At 61.7% G+C, this 13,478-nt stretch carries 11 protein-coding genes and 1 pseudogene; 3 read left to right on the plus strand and 9 right to left on the minus strand.

The window, feature by feature from the left end; genetic code table 11:
- The first annotated feature begins 9 nt into the window (after positions 1 to 9).
- A complete protein-coding gene (locus tag ACL9RJ_RS03290; protein ID WP_422764879.1) occupies positions 10 to 939 on the plus strand; it encodes an alpha/beta hydrolase in 930 nt (309 codons plus the stop codon).
- Positions 940 to 1,047: 108 nt separating this feature from the next.
- Here ACL9RJ_RS03290 and ACL9RJ_RS03295 read toward each other — a convergent pair whose 3' ends face one another.
- From ACL9RJ_RS03295 to ACL9RJ_RS03320, 6 genes and pseudogenes are all read right to left on the minus strand, one after another.
- Positions 1,048 to 1,911 carry a methyl-accepting chemotaxis protein gene (locus ACL9RJ_RS03295; protein WP_420902255.1) on the minus strand — a complete coding sequence of 288 codons (864 nt, stop codon included), beginning with the start codon at positions 1,909 to 1,911 and terminating at the stop codon, positions 1,048 to 1,050.
- Positions 1,906 to 2,718: pseudogene (locus tag ACL9RJ_RS03300) on the minus strand (MCP four helix bundle domain-containing protein); the annotation flags it as partial. The gene ACL9RJ_RS03295 and the pseudogene ACL9RJ_RS03300, both read right to left, overlap by 6 nt.
- 329 nt (positions 2,719 to 3,047) lie before the next feature.
- On the minus strand, positions 3,048 to 4,127 hold the full coding sequence (locus tag ACL9RJ_RS03305) for a polyamine ABC transporter substrate-binding protein (RefSeq protein ID WP_017127341.1): 1,080 nt from the start codon (positions 4,125 to 4,127) through the stop codon (positions 3,048 to 3,050).
- A gap of 52 nt (positions 4,128 to 4,179) precedes the next feature.
- Positions 4,180 to 4,521 carry a cupin domain-containing protein gene (locus ACL9RJ_RS03310; protein WP_017127342.1) on the minus strand — a complete coding sequence of 114 codons (342 nt, stop codon included), beginning with the start codon at positions 4,519 to 4,521 and terminating at the stop codon, positions 4,180 to 4,182.
- 43 nt (positions 4,522 to 4,564) lie between these two features.
- Entirely contained in the window at positions 4,565 to 5,971 is a 1,407-nt protein-coding gene (locus ACL9RJ_RS03315) for an NAD(P)/FAD-dependent oxidoreductase (protein WP_042935851.1), read from the minus strand.
- 49 nt (positions 5,972 to 6,020) lie between these two features.
- Positions 6,021 to 6,836, minus strand: a complete 816-nt coding sequence (locus tag ACL9RJ_RS03320; protein WP_422764880.1) for a helix-turn-helix domain-containing protein — start codon at positions 6,834 to 6,836, stop codon at positions 6,021 to 6,023.
- 172 nt (positions 6,837 to 7,008) lie between these two features.
- On the opposite strand from ACL9RJ_RS03320, the gene ACL9RJ_RS03325 reads away from it, so the two are divergent.
- Positions 7,009 to 7,299 (plus strand): DUF1652 domain-containing protein, encoded by a 291-nt coding sequence (locus tag ACL9RJ_RS03325; RefSeq protein ID WP_017127345.1) that lies wholly within the window; start codon positions 7,009 to 7,011, stop codon positions 7,297 to 7,299.
- A gap of 63 nt (positions 7,300 to 7,362) precedes the next feature.
- Here the strand turns inward: ACL9RJ_RS03325 and ACL9RJ_RS03330 are convergent, their stop codons facing one another.
- Positions 7,363 to 9,828, minus strand: coding sequence for a UvrD-helicase domain-containing protein (locus tag ACL9RJ_RS03330; RefSeq protein WP_422764881.1), 2,466 nt, complete (start codon positions 9,826 to 9,828; stop codon positions 7,363 to 7,365).
- A gap of 280 nt (positions 9,829 to 10,108) precedes the next feature.
- Here ACL9RJ_RS03330 and ACL9RJ_RS03335 point away from each other — a divergent pair, with 280 nt between their 5' ends.
- On the plus strand, positions 10,109 to 10,807 hold the full coding sequence (locus tag ACL9RJ_RS03335) for a pirin family protein (protein WP_103032695.1): 699 nt from the start codon (positions 10,109 to 10,111) through the stop codon (positions 10,805 to 10,807).
- Between the two features lie 176 nt (positions 10,808 to 10,983).
- Here ACL9RJ_RS03335 and pgm read toward each other — a convergent pair whose 3' ends face one another.
- Both pgm and ACL9RJ_RS03345 read right to left on the minus strand, forming a co-directional pair.
- On the minus strand, positions 10,984 to 12,630 hold the full coding sequence (gene pgm / locus ACL9RJ_RS03340; protein ID WP_103032694.1) for a phosphoglucomutase (alpha-D-glucose-1,6-bisphosphate-dependent): 1,647 nt from the start codon (positions 12,628 to 12,630) through the stop codon (positions 10,984 to 10,986).
- Positions 12,631 to 12,798: 168 nt separating this feature from the next.
- Complete coding sequence (locus tag ACL9RJ_RS03345; protein WP_017127350.1) at positions 12,799 to 13,068, minus strand: DUF1652 domain-containing protein; 270 nt, start codon at positions 13,066 to 13,068, stop codon at positions 12,799 to 12,801.
- Positions 13,069 to 13,478 lie beyond the last annotated feature (410 nt).

Here is a 13,478-nt window from a genome sequence, read left to right on the forward strand (position 1 = left end):
GGAACCCCAATGAGCAACTACCCTCTTTCTCCCGAACTGAGCGCCTTTGTCGACAAGACCCTCGGCTTCGGTTACCCGGACAGCAGCATCCAGGGCCTGCGCATCGGCTACAGCGAGATGTGCAAGGCCTTTACCCCTCCACGCCCGGCCAATATCGCGGTCAGCGAGCAGCGGATCGCCGGGGTGCCCGTGCGCCAGTACCGGCCCACCTCCCCTCGTCCAGCAGACGGCTGGCCTTGCGTGGTCTATCTGCACGGTGGTGGCTGGGTGGTGGGCGATCTCGACTCCCATGATTTCATCACCGCCGAACTGGCATCGCTGCTCAAGGCCGTGGTGGTCGCGGTCGACTACCGGCTGGCACCGGAACAGCCCTTTCCGGCAGCCTTCGACGATTGCCTGGCCGTCTGGCGCAGCTTGCGCAACGACGCCGAAGACTGGCAACTGGACCGCAACCGCCTGGCGATTGCCGGCGACAGCGCCGGCGGCAACCTCGCCGCAGCCGTGTGCTTGGCCTTGCGCGATGCCGGGGAGCCCCAGCCGCTGGTACAGGCCCTGATCTACCCGGGGCTGGGCGGTGATGACGGACTGCCTTCACGCAGCGAGTGCGCGGATGCGCCGTTGCTCAGCGCCAGCGACGTGCATTGCTACCACACGCTGTACCTGCCGGGCCCGGGCAAACCCTCGGCCTATGCCATGCCCTTGCAGGCCACGGATTTCCACGGCCTGGCCCCGGCCTTTATTGCCGTGGCGCAATACGATCCGCTGCGGGATGACGGGGTGTGTTATTTCGAGCGGTTGAAGCAGGCCGGCGGCACCGCCAGCCTGCATCTGGGCCTGGGACTGGTCCATGGCTGCCTGCGGGCACGGGGAATGGCCCAGGAAGTGGATCTGCTGTACGAGAAGCTGCTGGCGCAGTTGCGGCGCTATCTGAGCCTTTAGCGCACGCAGGGCGAGGATGGGATCATTCCTACGCCCTGCTTCACGGATCAACGCTGCACGGGCAAGCCCGCTCCCACAAGAGCGTGGGAACGGTCCATCATCCGGCGCTTAGATAACGAAACGCGCCACCATCGCATTCAGGTCCACCGCCAGGCGTGACAGCTCATGGCTGGCCGCACTGGTCTGGTTGGCCCCGGCAGCCGACTGGGTCGCCAGGTCGCGGATATTCACCAGGTTGCGATCGACTTCCCGGGAGACTTGCGCCTGCTCTTCCGAAGCACTGGCGATCACCAGGTTGCGCTCGTTGATCAGGTTGATCGAGTGGGTGATCTGTTCCAGGGCGACACCGGCGGCGCGGGCCATTTCCAGAGTGGTCTGGGTCCGCTGGTTGCTCTGCTGCATCGATTGCACCGCCTCGCCGGTGCCGTTCTGGATCCCCGCCACCATCTGTTCGATTTCCCGGGTCGACTGCTGTGTACGATGGGCCAGGGCCCGGACTTCGTCGGCGACCACGGCGAAGCCACGACCGGCCTCACCGGCACGGGCCGCTTCGATGGCGGCGTTGAGCGCCAGCAGGTTGGTCTGCTCGGCAATCGCCCGAATCACGTCCAGTACCTGGCCGATATCCCGCCCCTGCGTCGCCAGGCCTTCGATCAGCACGGAAGTGTTCTGCACGTCCTGGGTCATGGCCTGGATCGCGCCGACGGTTTCCACCACCCGGTCGCGGCCTTCGCGCGCCGCCAGGTTGGATTGCTGGGACGCCTCGGACGTCGAGACCGCATTGCGCGCCACTTCCTCAACGGCACTGGTCATCTCGTTGACCGCGGTGGCCGCCTGTTCGATTTCGTTGTTCTGCTGCTGCAAGCCCCTGGAAGCCTCTTCAGTCACCGCGCTGAGTTCTTCCGCCGCGGAGGCAAGCTGGGTGGCCGAGCCGGAAATCTGTTCGATGGTCTTGCGCAGGCTGCCCTGCATGGCCGCCAACGCCGTGAGCAAACGCGCCGGTTCGTCCTTGCCGTCCACCTCGATCGGCTTGGTCAGGTTGCCGCCGGCAATGCTCTCGGCCGCGGCCAATGCCTTGTTCAACGGAGTGACGATACTGCGGGTCAGCAGCCAGGCGAGCAGCACGGTCATCAATGCCGCGACGACCGAGACACTGATAATGCCCAGGCTTGCGTTGTCATACTGCCGGCCGGCTTCTGCCGAGGCAGCCTTGGCCCCGGCCTTGTTGATGTCCATCAACTGGTTGAGCTGCGCGCCCATCAGGTCGGTGCCGGCCTTGATCTGGTTGTTGATCAGGTTGCGCATGTCATCGATCCTGTTCTGGCGCGACAGTTCGAGCATCTGCCCCTGGTCCCTGAGATAGGTATCGAGCGTGGCGGCGAACTCCTTGTACTTGGCCAGCTCCTCGCCCGCGGAAGGCAAATCGGCATAACTCTTCTGATCCTTGCGGATCTTGTCCGTGAGGAAGGCGATACGGGTGTCGGCTTCCTGCAAGGCCGCGGGCTCGCGATTGATCAGCACGCGAAACGACAGGATGCGCAAGCGCAGGACCCCTTCGATCACATTGCTCAGATAGCCGACGCTCGGCAACTGGTTGCTGTCCATATCGACCGAGGCCTGACGGATGACCGTCATGCGCGTTTGTGCAAACACCCCCAACACCACCACCAGCAATGCGATAAAGGCAAAACCGAGAAAGGCCCGAGGGGCGATATTCATATTACGTAGGGACATGGGAAGCTCTCTCTGAACATTGGGGGCCGCTAGCGTCCATGCCATCTGTCCACCAGGTGGGAACACGACGATGCTCCGCCCGGCGGTTAACGCCACGTCTGTGAAAAGCGCGCGGGCTTATACCAGTATCGGCAGGACTTTATGTTTTATTCAGGCAGAGAGGTAAAAATAATTCAAATAATTACAAGTAGTTGAGAAGTTATCTCTATGACGCCAAAAAGATGGCTATTTAATATTAGTCAACCGTTTCAGCAATGTAACTCTATAACGCATCAAACACTATTATGGATCCAATAAATGCACCGCCAATAAAAAAGCGGGAACGGATCCAGTCCGCTCCCGCCCTTTTAGGCAATGACCCGATACCGCGATAATTATTCGCCGGTCTTGATCTTGTTCCACAACCGGGTACGGATCCGGTCGATATTCAGCGGCATGGCCTCCAGCGCAAACAGCTTGCCCATCATCTCCGGGCTCGGATACACCTTGGTATCCGCCTTGAGCGCCGGGTCCACCAGGCTGTCGGCCGCCGAGTTGCCGTTGGCGTACTTCACATAGTTGCTGATACCGGCCATGACCTCCGGACGCAGCAGGTAGTTCATGAAGGCATAACCGGCCTTTTCATCCGGTGCATCGGCGGGCATGGCCACCATGTCGAACCAGATGGCCGCGCCTTCCCTGGGAATCGAATAACCGATATTCACGCCATTCCTGGCCTCCGTGGCACGACTGGCGGCCTGCAGGATATCGCCGGAGAAACCCACGGCGACGCAGATATCGCCATTGGCCAGGTCCGAGGTGTATTTGGATGAATGGAAGTACGCCACGTAGGGTCGCACTTTCATCAACAGATCCTCGGCCTTCTTGTAGTCCGCCGCATTCTTGCTGTGGTGCGGCAAGCCCAGGTAATTAAGCGCCGCCGGCAGCAACTCGGGACCATTGTCGAGAATCGCCACGCCACACTTCTGCAACTTCTTCATGTTCTCCGGCTTGAAGATCAGGTCCCAGGAGTCCACCGGTGCATTGTCCCCCAGCACCGCCTTGACCTTGTCGATGTTGTAGCCGATGCCGGTGCTGCCCCACAGGTAAGGGAAACCATGTTCGTTGCCAGGGTCGTTGACCTGCAGCGCCTTGAGCAAGGCCGGATTGAGATTCTTCCAGTTCGGCAACTGGCTCTTGTCGAGCTTCTTCAGCGCACCGCCCTGGATCTGCCGGGCCATGAAGTGGTTGGAAGGAAACACCACGTCGTAACCCGATTTGCCGGTCATCAACTTGCCGTCCAGGGTCTCGTTGCTGTCATAGACGTCATAGCTGAAACCAATCCCGGTTTCAGTCTGGAAGTTCTTGGTGGTGTCCGGGGCGATATAGTCCGACCAGTTGTAGATCTTGACGGTTTCGCCCGCCTGGGCGAGGGACGCCACCAGCATCAAGGGAGCAATGGACATGCGGATCATGAGTGGATTCCTGTGTATGGTTTTTTTGTTGGCAGGCTCAAGTGATCAGGGATCAGAAAATCAGGACGTAAGTCTTGCGCACGGTTTCCTGGATATCCCAGATTCCGGTGCTGTTTGCCGGCAACATCAGTGCATCGCCGGCTTCTATGTGCAGGGTTTCGCCGTTGTCCGGGGTGAAGGTGCAGCGGCCCTGGATAAAGTGACAGAACTCCTGGGCGACGATCTGCCGCCGCCAGCGCCCCGGGGTGCACTCCCAGATGCCGGTCTCGACACCGTCGTTGCGTTCGACACAGGTCACCGACGCCACGGAAACCTGCTCGCTGAGGGGCACCGCGACCGGGTTGGAGACTTCGAGGGTGGCCGTGGCGGTGTTCTTGAATTGCGTAATGCTCATGGGATCAGTCCTGCGGGTGGATGACCCGGCGCAGCCGCGCCGGTTATTTCATGAAACCTTCCATGAACCCGGCCACGCCGCTGGCCAGCTTGCGGCGCCACGGCGGGGTGTTGGGATTGGCCAGGGTCTGGTCTTCATGGACAAAGCTGCGAATGATCGCGTTGTAGCCCAGCCAGCGGCAGGGCTCGGGTTCCCAGGCCTTCAGCGCCGCCAGGCCGCCCTGCGGGATCACCCAGGGCTGGTGGACCCGCTGGGTATCCCGCTGCAGGATCAGGTCGGCCAGGGTGCGCCCGCCCAGGTGACTGGCGCCGACGCCCTCGCCGCCGTAACCGCCGGCAAGGGCGATAGCGTTGGCGCGGTCGCAGAGCATGTGCGGCTGGAAACGCCGCGACATACCGAGGTTGCCGCCCCAGGCGTGGGTAATACGGACTTTCTTCAACTGCGGGAACAGTTCGCCGAACAGATAGCGACGCAGTTCGATTTCCTGCTCGGTCAGGTTGAAGTCATGCCGTAGCTGGCCGGCGAAGCGATACCCGCCACGGGCACCGAACACCAGGCGATTATCGGCGGAGCGCTGGCCGTAGGTGACCTGGCGACTGCTTTCGCTGAACGCCTGGCCCTGGCTCAGGCCGATTTCGTCCCAGGTCGCCGCCGACAGGGGCTCGGTCGCCACCAGCAGGCTCTGTACCGGCAACTGGTAGCGCCCCAGGGGGGGCAAGGTCACCGAGTAGCCTTCGACCGCCGGCACCACCCAGTGGCTGCGGACCTGGGCCCTGGCCGTGCGCAGGCCGCCGGAACGCCAATCGGTCACCGGGCTGTTTTCATAGATCGGCACGCCAAGGCGCTCCACCGCCCGGGCCAGCCCGCGCACCAGCCTGGCCGGCTGCACGGTGGCGATATGCGGCGCGAAGATCCCGCCGTAAGGTCGGGCAACACGGATCTGCCGGGCCAGTTGCTCGGGGCTCAGCCAGGCATAGTCGGACTCGTTGAGGCCCTGCTTGTACAGCTTGTCCAGATAGGCGCGCAGGCTGTGTTCCTGCTCGGGGTAACGCGCGGCGCAGTACAGCACTCCGCCCTTGCGATAATCGCAGTCGATGCCCTCCTGATCGAGGACACTCTTCACCTCGTCGGGAATGCCGTGCAGCAGATCGAAGGAAGCCCGGCGCTGTTCCGGTGACAGGCCGGCGAGCAGTCGATCCTCGCCCAGCAGGTTGCCCATCACCCAGCCACCGTTGCGCCCGGAAGCACCAAAGCCGGCGGTCTGCGCCTCGACAATCACCACTTTCAGCTCAGGCGCCTGGCGCTTGAGGTAATAGGCGGTCCACAGCCCCGTGTAACCGGCGCCGATAATCGCCACGTCGACGTCCAGGTCCTGTTCCAGGCTGGCCCGCGGCGTCAGCGGCTCATCGAGCTGATCCATCCATAAACTGATATTTCGCCACACCGGCATTCCAGACTCCACAACCTGTAACAGATGGTGGTGATCCTAGTACCGCTGCTCAGAAGGTGTCTTGCGCGCGTGCACGCAGAGAAATTTGCCGGGCATAGGCTTTGGGCGACAGGCCCGTGTGCTCGCGAAAGCACTTGTAGAAGGCCGAGAGAGAATTGAACCCGGCGGCAAAGGCCAGTTCGTCGATACGCGCCGGCTGCTCCGCCTTGTCCAGCGCCGCCAGCAGATGTTGCAGTCGCGCCTGGTTCACATAGCGATAGAAACTCTGGCCGAGCACCTGGTTGAGCAGGTAGGAAATCTGGTTGCGGCTGTAGCCGCACTCCTTCGCCACCCGTTGCAGGTCCAGTTCGGGATCGAGGTAGGCTTGCTGGCGCTCGAAGTACTGCTGCAGATCGTCGGCCATGAAGCTCAGTTGCCGTGGCGACAGCCCCAGGCGGCTGACCGCCGGACGCAGCACGCCGGTCGCCGAACGGGCCGGCTGCTCATGCACCAGGGAAGCGTATTCGTTGACCCGCCAGATCAGCCCGTCACGCACGGTGATCGCCTCGCTGGAGCGAAACGACACCAGTCCCTCGCCGCCGCGCAGGGTGATCTTGTATTGAATGAAGGCCGTGTTGCCGTCCAGGCGGATACGGTCGCTGTGTTCCAGTGCCTCGTCGGACTCCCGGGGCATGCTGACCCACACGTATTCACGCAGGTCCGCCAGGCCCAGCAGGCGGTTCTGGAAGAAGTCGTGGTACTGGATGTCCGGATGATAGAGGGCCATGACCCCGTCCAGGTCACGGTGTTTCCAGCACAGGTGGTAACGCAGGACAGTTTCGCCGGTGGCCCGGGTCTGGGCGGGGCCGTCATCGTCTTCGGACATGGAGCGCTCAAATGAGGGTGAGTTATGACACAGATCAAATTACACGAAAACAATCGCCGAACGGCCTGAAAAAACTCTCCTGTCCGTTGCGAACGAGTGCTATTTTTAGCACTCGGCCAGGTCGGACCATGAGGTCCTTCCGTTCCTACCCGCGAGCAAAAGGAAGCGCTCAATGAAACAGGTGGGCACCATGAGCAAAATCTTCAGCAAGGTCACCTTCCCCAATGCCTGCCAATTGATGCGCTGGCATTTTCACCCCTTGGGTTTCGAAGCCACCATGGACGCACCGGGCAGCCTGATCGCCCGTCTGTTCGACCGGGCCAGTGGCGAAACCCTGATCGCCATTGCCGGGATCCCCTGCGCCACGGTGATGAATGCCGCCGATGTGGAACGCATCATCGAGGCGGTCGAGGCCGAACTCGAGTCCTTTGTGCCCCCGCAGAGCCTGAAGGCGCTGGCCTGAAGCCATGATCTGCGAGCGGGACCATGGGGACTGGCGTGGGAACTGGTGACAACCCTTCCCCATTCATGACCTGACGCGCAAATCGGCAAAGAACGCCTTGCCTCCGGCAATCCGATCGGATGCCTTGGGCGCGTTCGCCGCCTGGGCATCCTGCCCATCCAGATACCAATAGCAGTGCTTCACCGCCCGGGTGATCCCGACATAGGCCAGGCGCAGGATCTCGTCTTTCTGCGCGTTGTCGTACGGCTCGGCATCGCCATCCCTGCCCAGTCCCGCCATCCGGTAGACCTGGTTCTTGTAGGGTGAGCGGGTCAGGTGCAGGCAATCGCCGAGCAGGAACACCGCATCGGCTTGCAGGCCCTTGGAGCTGTGATAGGTCAACTGCTTGAGCCGGCGCTGCTCGAAAGGCAAGCTAGAATCAACATTAACTATTGATTGAATATGCTCTTCAATCAATAACTTATCGCTACTTTTTCGAAATAGCATCAAGATACTGTCGCCATTCCGATAGTGCTCTGCCAGGCGCCGGCCCAGCGCCGCATCGTCCCGATCGAGGATATTCACCGGCAACACGTCCTTCGGCGCTCCCGCAGCCCTGGCCTTTTTCCCGGCGATGGCCGGGGCCGCCCGCACGATATGTTCGGCCGCGTCGATGATGTGCTGGTGACTGCGGTAGTTGTCGCTGAGCATCACCCGGGTGGTCGCCGGCGACGGGAATTCCTTGCCGAACTCCATGAAATATTTGGGCGAGCTGCCCCGCCAGCCATAGATCGACTGCCAGTCATCGCCCACGCACAGCAGGGATGAATGCTGCACCCCACGCCCGACATGCAGGGCCGGGCCGCGTCGACGGACCTCCCGCAGGCTGGCCCGTAGCCAGGAGACGATCTGCGGTGAAACATCCTGGAACTCGTCGATCATCAGGTGCGACAACGGTCGCAGCAGCTCGTCGCTGAGCAAGGCCTGGTTTTCCGGACTGTTCTCGCCGAACAGCGAGAACATCCGGTTATAGGTCATGATCGGCGGCGATTGCGCAAGCAGATGCGCCTCCAGGGCCTTCCAGAACAGACTCAGGGCTTCGAAGAAGAACCGGTCCGGGTCATCCTGGGCAAAACTCATCTGCCCCACGGCAACATTGACGTCCAGGCCAAGGTTCTCGATAAACCCGGCTGCCATGACAAAACAATCGAGCAGAGGCGCCGAGGCAAGCTCACCCTTGACCTTGTAATCGAAGCCGGGACCGGCCGTGGCATCGCCAGCCAGGGAGGACAAAACCCGCTTGGCCGATTCGTAACTATCAAGCCATATCAAAGGCTTACGACAGAAAGCTTGAAACAGGGTGCGCTTCACCGCCCACTCCGCGCGCACCGTCAGGCGTGAGCCCGGACGCGTGATCTGCGGACTTTCCCGCGGGTCGAAACCCAGGACCACCCAGGCATCCAGCTCCGGGATATAGCCATGGCAATGAAAGGGCGAGCCATTGATATCGAACGTCTCGCGATTCGGCTCGATCCCTTCGATCGGCCAGGCACCGGCGCGAAACCACAGGTCCTCGACGGTATCGCACAGCTCCTCGTCGCGCCTGGAGGCGAGCTCGGTCACCGCCATGCGCTTCTGTACGTCCGGGTGATCCTGCTCCAACTCCTTGAGTTGCAATGCTTGCTTGTACAGCGGCACCAGGATTTCGCGGAAACGGGGTTCATCGCGATACAACCGGTGGTAGCAGGCATTGAGCTGCTGGCGCTGGGCGTCATTGATCCGCAGGTCGAAGGGATTGCTGTCGGCACCCTCGTCCTCGAACAGCGTGCGCGCACTGAGGTTCTCGAACGCCTGCAACTGGGCAAAACCCGGCAGGCTGCGGACCATCGGCAGGATCCGCGAATGAAAGGTGCGCACCACGTCCCGGGCTTCCCTGAGACTGAGGGAACGCCCCCATAACGCAAAGACCTCGATCAGCTTGGCAATGAAGTCCTTGCGTGACTCACGGGTAAAGGTCACCACGGTCAGCGAATCGAGTTCGAAACCCAGGTAATGGGTCAGCAAGAGAATACGCAGGACCAGTGACGTCGATTTCCCCGCGCCGGCCCCGGCGATCACCGAAGTTGACGGCGTGTCGCTGAAGATCATCTTCCATTGCGCCGTGCTCGGCTGCGCATGGGCCGGCAACAGGCGGGCAACGTCCGCCTTGATGAGCTTCTTCAGCTCGGCCCCCAGCGGCAGGCGCCAGTCGTCGAACAGGTTGCCGTCGACCCCGGGCGCGCGGTGTTCCGCAGGACGCGTATCGCGGATCAACAGCACCTGCCGCCCCTCTTCCAGGCCGTCGGCGCGCCCTTCCTGGTAACCGTATTCCACACCGGCACTGTGGCCGCTACGGAAGCCATCCGCCTGCCCCTGCAACCAGGACGCCACGTGCTGCGCCCGCAGCCGGCTCAGGCCACTGCCCAGCAGGCGGGCCATCAGGCGCTTGAGCAGCGGCAACTGGGCCAGGGAGGAAAGTTCGGCGGGCGGTTCGGGGGTGTATGACGACACGCTGACTCCAGGTCTGAGGCTGTCCGGACGGGAGGCCTATGGTCGCTCCATTACGCCTGGAGTTCTAGTCAATTGCTTGTCTATCAGCTGTTTAGGCGACGAATTGAAAGTGGAGACATCATTGGAGGCACGGAAACACATCAACTATATCGATTATTTTGAAGCATTATTTACGCTTTTTATCGATATTGGTTTGATCGATCATAGGACCATCATCAACCGGTCACCGTCCTGCCCTGGCCCGCGCCAGCCCACGACGAACCTGAACAGGAGAAGACTCATGCTGCAACTCAGGCCCTTCAACACCCTGGGCGGCGCTCACCACGGCTGGCTGGATGCGCACCACCACTTTTCGTTCGCCGAATACCATGATCCGCAGCGCATGAACTGGGGCAACCTGCGGGTCTGGAACGACGACGTGATCGCCCCTGGCACCGGTTTTCCGCAACACCCGCACCGGGACATGGAAATCATCACCTATGTCCGCGAAGGTGCCATCAGCCACGAGGACAACCTTGGCAACAAGGGTCGCACCGAAGCCGGCGATGTCCAGGTGATGAGCGCCGGCACCGGGATCGCTCACAGCGAGTACAACCTGGAATCGACGCCCACCAGGATCTTCCAGATCTGGATCATCCCCAACGAAGCCGGCTCGGCTCCCTCCTGGGGTGCCAAGCCGTTTCCCAAGGGCGAGCGTGGCGAAGGTTTCGTCACCCTCGCCAGTGGCAAGGCTGGCGATGACCAGAGCCTGCGGATTCGTGCCGATGCCCGCCTGGTCGCCGCCAACCTGAAGGCCGGTGAAAGCACCGAATACCGCCTGGACGGCAAGCGCCGCGCCTACCTGGTGCCGGCCACCGGGGTGATCGAGGTCAATGGCCTGCGCGCCGAAGCACGTGACGGCGTGGCCGTGGCCGAGGAAGAGGTGCTGCGGATCACCGCCGTGCAGGACAGCGAGATCATTCTGGTGGACCTGGCGTAGAAGCCCTGATCGTTCCCACGCTCCAGCGTGGGAATGCTTCACCGGATGCTCTGTGTCCGCTTTGTGACGCAGAGCGTCACGGGCTGCATGCCCACGCAGAGCGTGGGAACGATCAAAAAAAAAGGGGTGGGCGACGCAGGTCACTCACCCCTTTTACATGGCCGATCAAGCCTGGATCAGTTGGCGGAAATAGCTCCATCCACCAGCACCTGGGCCTCTGCCACCAGGCGCTTGAGGTGATCGTCGCCGATAAAGCTCTCGGCGTAGATCTTGTAGATATCCTCGGTACCCGAAGGCCGCGCGGCGAACCAGCCGTTCTCGGTCATGACCTTCAGCCCGCCGATCGCCTGATCGTTACCCGGCGCATGGCTGAGAATCTGTTGAATCGCTTCGCCGGCCAGTTGCGTCGAGGTCACCTGCTCCGGCGACAGCTTGCTCAGCAGCGCCTTCTGCGCCGGCGTCGCCTTGGCATCGACGCGCACGGAGAACGGTTCGCCCAGTTCGTCGGTCAGGCCACGGTAGATCTGGCTCGGGTCGCGCCCGGTACGCGAGGTCATTTCCGCCGCCAGCAGCGCCGGGATCAGGCCGTCCTTGTCGGTGGACCAGACGCTGCCATCCTTGCGCAGGAACGACGCCCCGGCACTCTCCTCGCCACCAAAGCCGAGGGAGCCGTCGAACAGGCCGTCGGCAAACCACTTGAAGCCCACCGGCACTTCGTACAGGCGCCGCCCCAGGCGTGCCGCCACGCGGTCGATCAGGCCGCTGCTGACCACGGTCTTGCCGACCGCGGCATCGCTGCGCCACTGCGGACGATTCTGGAACAGGTAGTCGATGGACACCGCCAGGTAGCTGTTCGGCGCCAGCAGGCCACCGGACGGAGTAACGATACCGTGGCGGTCATGGTCGGGATCGCAGGCGAAGGCCACGTCGAAACGCTCCTTCAGGCCGATCAGGCCCTGCATCGCATGGCTGGAGGACGGGTCCATGCGGATCTTGCCGTCCCAGTCGACGCACATGAAACGGAAGGTCGGGTCGACCTCGGTATTCACCACCTCCAGGTTCAACCGGTAGTGATCGGCGATCGCCGACCAGTAGCGCACGCCGGCACCCCCCAGGGGATCGACGCCCAGGCGCAGGTTGGCGCCACGGATGACGTCCATGTCGATGACATTGACCAGGTCGGCGACATAGCTGTTGAGGTAGTCATGACGGTGCGTGGTGTCGGCCTTGAGCGCCTTCTCGTAGCTGATGCGCTGCACGCCGGCCAACTGGTTGCCCAGCAGTTCGTTGGCCTTGGCTTCGATCCACTTGGTGATGTGGGTATCGGCGGGACCGCCATTGGGCGGGTTGTACTTGAAGCCACCGCTTTCCGGCGGGTTGTGGGACGGGGTGATCACCACGCCATCCGCCAGGCCGGAAGTACGGCCACGGTTGTAGCAGATGATGGCATGGGACACCGCCGGCGTCGGCGTGTATTCATCCCCCTGGGCAATCATGGTGTGCACGCCGTTGGCGGCAAAGACTTCCAGGGCACTGGCACCGGCCGGGGTGGACAGCGCATGGGTGTCGATACCGACGAACAACGGACCATCGATCCCCTGGGACTGGCGGTACAGGCAGATGGCCTGGCTGATGGCCAGGACGTGCCATTCATTGAAACTCAGCTCGAACGAACTGCCCCGATGCCCGGAGGTGCCGAAGGCGACACGCTGGGTGGAGATCGCTGCATCGGGCTGGCCGGTGTAATAGGCCGATACCAGTCGCGGGATATCTACCAGCAGCTGTGCCGGTGCCGGTTTGCCCGCAAAAGGACTGAGTGTCATGCAAAACCTCTGGAAATCAAGAGTACGAGGGGAAAGCGCGCAGTTTACTGGCAGTTCGACACTGGCGTTAAGGTATCTATCCCATGGCGGGAAAGATTTTCTGCAGGCGACGCCCCCTGCCTGCAGGGGGGCGTCGGCAAAGAAGAAGATGAAGTCAGCCGGGGTGTTTCAACGAGCCCGCGCCCGTGCCTCGCCGTAATGACCGTCCTGGCCATGTTCAAGGTCGTAGCGCAGTTCGGCGATCAGTTCGGAAATGGCCCGATTGCTGTCCAGCTTCGAGGCGCAGATCCCGGTCACCACCAGATCCACCCGTTCGGATTTCTTGTCGAACACTTTCACGGTCAGGGACTCATCGGCCCCCAGGGTGCATTGGCAGCGCATCGGCAGGAAACTGCTTTCAATGATGTTGCGTAACTCCAGCGTTGATAGCGATAGCATGGCGACTCTCTCCGTTCTATGAGGCTGCCAGATTTTATTGTGGCAACGGCCAGTGGCCGTCTTACAACCCACGATTGGCCCGCTCCGCCCTATCCTGGACAACGAAACCACCTTCAAGACTAGGCCGTTTTTTTCCGGCTGTTAAGGTTATTCGTCCGACAATCGGGCCGGTGGGTGTCTTTCCAATACAGCAGGAAACATGCCCGTCGAGATGAATAATTGTTTGCTGGAAAAACAATGACTTTGACCCACTAATAGCAAAGTGACGCTATGCAGAATGCAAGAAAAGTGCTTTGGCATAGTGCAATTTGCCCTTATCTTGGCAACTTGATCGGGGCACCCGGACAGAAACCACCGCAGCCCTCCGGCATACCGCCCGGACTGCGCCACTCACACGAGGGATAGCTCCC

This window comes from Pseudomonas sp. Mn2068, assembly GCF_049319725.1.
Taxonomy (GTDB): Bacteria; Pseudomonadota; Gammaproteobacteria; order Pseudomonadales; family Pseudomonadaceae; genus Aquipseudomonas; species Aquipseudomonas gingeri.

What these genes read in the sequence shown, in the direction of transcription:
- ACL9RJ_RS03290 (WP_422764879.1), top strand. Translation starts at nt 10, where the DNA reads ATGAGCAACTACCCTCTTTCTCCCGAACTGAGCGCCTTTGTCGACAAG.
- ACL9RJ_RS03295 (WP_420902255.1), bottom strand. Translation starts at nt 1,911, where the DNA reads ATGCAGGGCAGCCTGCGCAAGACCATCGAACAGATTTCCGGCTCGGCC.
- ACL9RJ_RS03305 (WP_017127341.1), bottom strand. Translation starts at nt 4,127, where the DNA reads ATGATCCGCATGTCCATTGCTCCCTTGATGCTGGTGGCGTCCCTCGCC.
- ACL9RJ_RS03310 (WP_017127342.1), bottom strand. Translation starts at nt 4,521, where the DNA reads ATGAGCATTACGCAATTCAAGAACACCGCCACGGCCACCCTCGAAGTC.
- ACL9RJ_RS03315 (WP_042935851.1), bottom strand. Translation starts at nt 5,971, where the DNA reads ATGCCGGTGTGGCGAAATATCAGTTTATGGATGGATCAGCTCGATGAG.
- ACL9RJ_RS03320 (WP_422764880.1), bottom strand. Translation starts at nt 6,836, where the DNA reads ATGTCCGAAGACGATGACGGCCCCGCCCAGACCCGGGCCACCGGCGAA.
- ACL9RJ_RS03325 (WP_017127345.1), top strand. Translation starts at nt 7,009, where the DNA reads ATGAAACAGGTGGGCACCATGAGCAAAATCTTCAGCAAGGTCACCTTC.
- ACL9RJ_RS03335 (WP_103032695.1), top strand. Translation starts at nt 10,109, where the DNA reads ATGCTGCAACTCAGGCCCTTCAACACCCTGGGCGGCGCTCACCACGGC.
- pgm (WP_103032694.1), bottom strand. Translation starts at nt 12,630, where the DNA reads ATGACACTCAGTCCTTTTGCGGGCAAACCGGCACCGGCACAGCTGCTG.
- ACL9RJ_RS03345 (WP_017127350.1), bottom strand. Translation starts at nt 13,068, where the DNA reads ATGCTATCGCTATCAACGCTGGAGTTACGCAACATCATTGAAAGCAGT.